Genomic DNA, 5,003 nt, shown 5'->3' on the forward strand with positions numbered 1-5,003 from the left:
TTCCGACGCCCAGCGCAAGGCCCTCCTGCCACAGTACATCGATCCCAAACGCCTGATTATTCCTGCCTAAAACTTCTGCCGCCTTCCGATTGCCCTGACAAGATGCGCCTTATTGAGCGCTTACGGATCAACGCAAGGGCATCTTGCAGCACCGTTCGCCGCAGCAGTCGAAATGGTGTATTCGCATCAGGGATGGAGAGTCCGAACACAGCAAAAAGCGTCAGACGCAAAACGGCGGCGACGCTTCTGCGCGCCAAACCGTCCTGGCGGCCAACGCGCACGCCGATGCAAGCGTCGAAACGATCCCTGGCTTCCCAGAATGGCTGAAAATCCCGGGGAGAGGTCTGGCGGTCGGAGTCCGTCTGGAAAATATAGTCCGCACCAGCTTCCAAGGCTTTTTCGTACCCATAATGGATGGCGGGGCCGTGCCCCGCATTTGGTTTGTCTGCCACGACAAGCTGGGTATAGTGCTGCGACAATTCATCAAGGAGAGGCAACGTCGCGTCCGTTGAGCCATCATTGACCACGAGCAGCCGACTTTCCTCAGAAATGCGGGCAACGACAGCATGCCATTCCTCAACGAATGCTTCTATGCTGGCTTCTTCATTATAGACAGGCGCTACGATACAAATTTTTTCCATACGATATTTCCATATAAAAACTATACGAATGGCATCCACTGCATAGGGCAGCTACTGCCCTCTTCTACCTATATGATCACATTGAGAGATTATATAAAGATCATTTTCAAAAACGATTTTTTTATCGCACAACGAGGCTATCTTATAAAATAATCTATCCTTATCCCAATTCCACACTTTTTTATTCCGCACCAAGTAGTAGTTGCCATACGGCAAACCAGAAAGCATCGGTATCGCATCTTTAAACACCAAATACCTATCAGATAAGTACTCGATTTCACGAGGCACCCACCATCCAGTGGCAATAAACGTATAATCTCGATGCGTATCTACAAAATGAACAGCATCATATGTTTCTTGAATTTTAGCATAAGTCTGCGCGGACTGGATAAAGCCAAGAAGAGAATACCTTGTCAAGGATAACGTCATCAGCAGAAACAACGTAGCAATCAAAAATTTGTGACGTATTTCCAGTGTATTAATAAATAGATACAAGCCAACAATCAACAGAACTTGGCCTACATAATAATGACGTATCCAAATATATTTTTTATCACCAATGACCCACCACACAAGAAACGCAAAAGACATTGTCAACATCGAGGACGCAAGTCTGTTTTTATCGCAGTATCTTCTGAAATTGAATATTGCAAACGTGAAACTCCCCAAAAGAAAAAAAACAAAAATCAAACTCAGCGAATTGCTTGACAATAATAAAAGTTGATCTTTTATATTTCCAACCAATTTAATAAATGAAAAATCAGATGTCCCAGATTTGTTTAAGAAGAAAAACAATTCATATTTTTTCAAAATACTATATTTAACAAATGACTTTAAAGCCCAAATTTTATAAATTTCAAAAAAAATACAAGGAGCAACCAACGCCACAAAAAAAGGATCATTCTTCTTAATGAATGCACGGATGGAGGCCAAGACATCCCGACTCCCCCTTGTGGTACGCAATCCAGTCAAGCATTCGAAGCCAATAAAAACAACGAGCGGGAGAATGACGATCATTTTTATCATGACAGCCAGGCCCAAAGCCAAACCCGACAAAAAAAGGATAGCTTTTTTATCGGTATCCAAATAATACAGCAACAACCCCAAAATCAGACAAAGCGTCGCTGGCGTTTCACCGAGAAACACACACCAATAATTGGGGAGCGCAGAAAACAAGATAAATAAAACAAAGAAAAAAATATCCAATATTGTATCGACGCCATTCGCTTTCCACCCAATCATTTTGTATCGCACAATTATGATCATGGACAAAAGGAACATATTCAAACATAGCGCGAACAGCCCTGGCAAATAATATAAATTCCCAAGTATTCTTATCGCAAATGCAAGAGGAAATATCATGACAGGCCCAGTCGTCACCTGCCTATTAAACATAATTAGATTATGGTAAGAAGAAACATACCCAAGTCCATTCGCAATATTTTTTGCTATCGAAGCGTTATACCCAGCATCATAATCAAGTGGCACCGATATTATGAATATGATGCAGTAATTTAAAAAGATAGCAAACATGACACAAAAGCACGCAACAACAAAGAAACAAAGCAGCTTTTCATGTTTGCTGTTTAAAACGCCACCGCCGTGCATGCCTGTACCTCCCAAAAAAACAAAATGAGTGCGCGTAATGGCCCCGGCGACTCAGCCAGAAAAAAAAACCGTGAGGGCCTGTCGGGGGTGGCGCTCCAGACAGGCGCTGTCGATACCGGCCGCACAACCGTCGCAAACGCAACCCTGCCCTTACTGGAGATACCCCCGAACGCCAAGTGGCTTATGATTGCCATGCCGCTTATGACCCTCCCGAGCCCTTCCGAGGAAGCCCATACCGCCGTCCTGCCCGTTCTCCTGCCTTGCCCTAACCTGCGGCCAGGACACACGTCACAACAAGCCCGGCCGATCACGTTTCTTTAATCGCACCGCGTGAAAGGATTTGCATGGAACATGTTTGTATTGGTTGGGGTACTGGAATGGCAGCTCACATAACTATGACCGATATTGCCTGTTTATTGTCACGATATATGGAAGCATTATTTTTGGTAAAACCGTGTCACTTGACGATATCCGACCACTCCCTCATATTGCTATAGAGTCGTTGTTCTTCAAACGCATTGGAGGATGACGAAATGTGCATGGCCGTTTTCGCTCTCTGACAAGAGACGCGCCAATACCGCATCACACATTTTTCAGGGAGAAGCCTATGAATGGACTGACGCCGCATACCAGTTTTCTGGGCATGTTGGCCAACGCCACGCCGACGGTGCTGTTCGTCTTAAGTGTCCTGGCGGCCATGTCCGTCGGCTGCTGGAGTATCATCCTGGTCAAAATCTTCACCCTGACCAGGGCCAAACGGGAGGCGGCCCGGGATTACGCCCGCTTCCAAAAGGCCGAGAGCCTGCGCACGGCCATGCAGGAACTCGGCGAGTCCCGCGCGTCGCCGTCCTTTCACGTGGGTCGCCTCGCCTTCGCCGAACTCGTGCGCATGGAAGAGGCCCCCATGCCACCGGTCGAAAAAGGCCGCGTGACCATGGACAACATCCGCCGCGTGCTGCGCCAGGGCGTGACCGAGGAACTCGGCAACCTGTCGAAGACACTGCCCTTCCTGGCCACCTGCGCCAACGCCACGCCCTTTATCGGCCTTTTCGGCACGGTCTGGGGCATCATGAACTCGTTTCATTCCATAGGCCTCATGCAGTCCGCCGCCCTGGCCGCCGTGGCCCCGGGCATCTCCGAGGCGCTCATCGCCACGGCCATCGGCTTGGCCGTGGCCATCCCGGCTGTCATCGCCTACAACTTCTTCCTCGGCTACATGCAGACCATCGAACGCGAGCTGGTCAATTTCGCCGGCGCATTCCTCAATCGCATCCAGCGCGAGGTGCGCTGGGCCCCCATCCCGACGTCGCAGGAGGAAGCCGCGCAAAACGCCGTCGGAGGGGCGTAGCCATGATGGCGGGCGGTTCGGGAAAATTCCTCGGCGAAGTCAACGTCACACCCTTCGTGGACGTGATGCTGGTGCTGCTCATCATCTTCATGGTCACCGCGCCCATGATGACCCAGGGACTGCAGGTCGACCTGCCCCAGACCCGCGCGGTTTCCGTGCTGCCCAAGGAAAACGAAAGCGTGGTCCTGACCATCAAGGCCGACGGAAGCCTCTACCTCGACAAATACCAGGTGGAACTCGGCGACCTGGAAGGTCAGGTGCGACAGCTCGTGAGCGCCCAGAAAAAACAACTCTTTCTCCGGGCCGACAAGGCCGTGCCCTACGGCACCGTGGTTGCGGTCATGGGCGTGGTCAAAGCCGCCGGCGTGGACAGGCTCGGCGTGGTCGCCGAAGAAGATAAGTTAGGAAGGAGGAGATGAAGAAAAGTGCGAGAGGGGAAACCCTTTTGCAAAGGGTTCTCCCCTCTCGCGCTCTCCCCTTCCTAAACCTTATAGCTGGATTAGTTCGATCTACTTAATTTTATTCTATTAAAAGTCTTTGGAGGGGGGGCCGGGGGGAACCTTTCTTCAGAAAGGTTCCCCCCCAGCTCTTTCCCTCCTCCACCCTTACTTACCGAAGCTGAGCCAGTGGCCGGTGTCGTCGGGCTCGATGACGAAGTCGTCGATGCCGGCGGCGCGCAGCATCCGGGCATGGGTATCCGGGTCGGTGCCGGGCCGGTGCGGCGGCACGCCGTTGGCCCAGGCCGGATGGCGTCCGGCCATTTGTTTGCAGATGGCCTCGCGCATGGCCGGCGCCCCGAGTCCGCCGCCGAGGTAGGCCCGCCCTTGCGGCGTGAGCACCCGCCGCACCTCCCGGAATGCCCTGGGCAGGTCGTCCCAGAACATCACCGAGCCCCGGCTGACGACCAGATCCACACACCCGTCGGCCAGCGGCAGCGCGGCCACATCGCCGAGCAGCGCCCGCGTCCGGTCGGCCATGCCGCGTCCGGTCGCGTTGTCCCGGGCCGCGACCAACATGGCCGGCAGTTTGTCGTACAGGATCGCCTCGAACGGCCCCAGCCCGAGCACGGCCAGCCCCAGGTCCCCGCCACCACAGCCGAGGTCGAGGCAACGACCGCCGCTCAGGCCCGATTCCCGAACGAAGCGCGCGGCATAATAGGGATAGACCGGCGCGAACACCTCCCGGCTGATGGCCAGAAACCCCGCCACATCGTCATCACGCATGTGGAGATCCTTATGAAGGGGAAGGAGGATGCGAGAGGGGAAACCCTTTAAAAAGGGTTCTCCCCTCTCGCGCTCTCCCCTTCCTAAAGTTTATAATGGGTGAATTTATAACTGGATAAATGTTAAGCAGTTAACTTTTAGTAAAAGTCTTTTGGGAAGGGGGTCCGGGGGGAACCCTTTTCT

5 protein-coding genes are annotated in these 5,003 nt (G+C 52.3%); 2 read left to right on the plus strand and 3 right to left on the minus strand.

All coding sequences use genetic code 11. From position 1 onward, the window contains the following. Window positions 1-56: 56 nt before the first annotated feature. Both ACMZ6R_RS19990 and ACMZ6R_RS19995 read right to left on the minus strand, forming a co-directional pair. Window positions 57-641: a glycosyltransferase family 2 protein gene (locus ACMZ6R_RS19990; protein WP_416114710.1), complete on the minus strand. Its 585-nt coding sequence runs from the start codon at window positions 639-641 to the stop codon at window positions 57-59. Window positions 642-692: 51 nt separating this feature from the next. Then, window positions 693-2,249, minus strand: coding sequence for a hypothetical protein (locus ACMZ6R_RS19995; RefSeq protein ID WP_416114711.1), 1,557 nt, complete (start codon window positions 2,247-2,249; stop codon window positions 693-695). Window positions 2,250-2,856: 607 nt separating this feature from the next. Between ACMZ6R_RS19995 and ACMZ6R_RS20000 the strand changes: the two genes are divergently transcribed. Continuing rightward, a complete protein-coding gene (locus ACMZ6R_RS20000) occupies window positions 2,857-3,597 on the plus strand; it encodes a MotA/TolQ/ExbB proton channel family protein (RefSeq protein ID WP_416114712.1) in 741 nt (246 codons plus the stop codon). Window positions 3,598-3,599: 2 nt separating this feature from the next. After that, window positions 3,600-4,016 (plus strand): protein TolR, encoded by a 417-nt coding sequence (gene tolR / locus ACMZ6R_RS20005; protein ID WP_416114713.1) that lies wholly within the window; start codon window positions 3,600-3,602, stop codon window positions 4,014-4,016. A gap of 186 nt (window positions 4,017-4,202) precedes the next feature. On the opposite strand, the gene ACMZ6R_RS20010 is transcribed toward tolR, so the two are convergent. Beyond that, on the minus strand, window positions 4,203-4,820 hold the full coding sequence (locus ACMZ6R_RS20010) for a class I SAM-dependent methyltransferase (protein WP_416114714.1): 618 nt from the start codon (window positions 4,818-4,820) through the stop codon (window positions 4,203-4,205). Window positions 4,821-5,003: the final 183 nt, after the last annotated feature.

Origin of the sequence: Solidesulfovibrio sp. C21 (assembly GCF_047785625.1) — a bacterium.
Taxonomy (GTDB): domain Bacteria; phylum Desulfobacterota; class Desulfovibrionia; order Desulfovibrionales; family Desulfovibrionaceae; genus Solidesulfovibrio.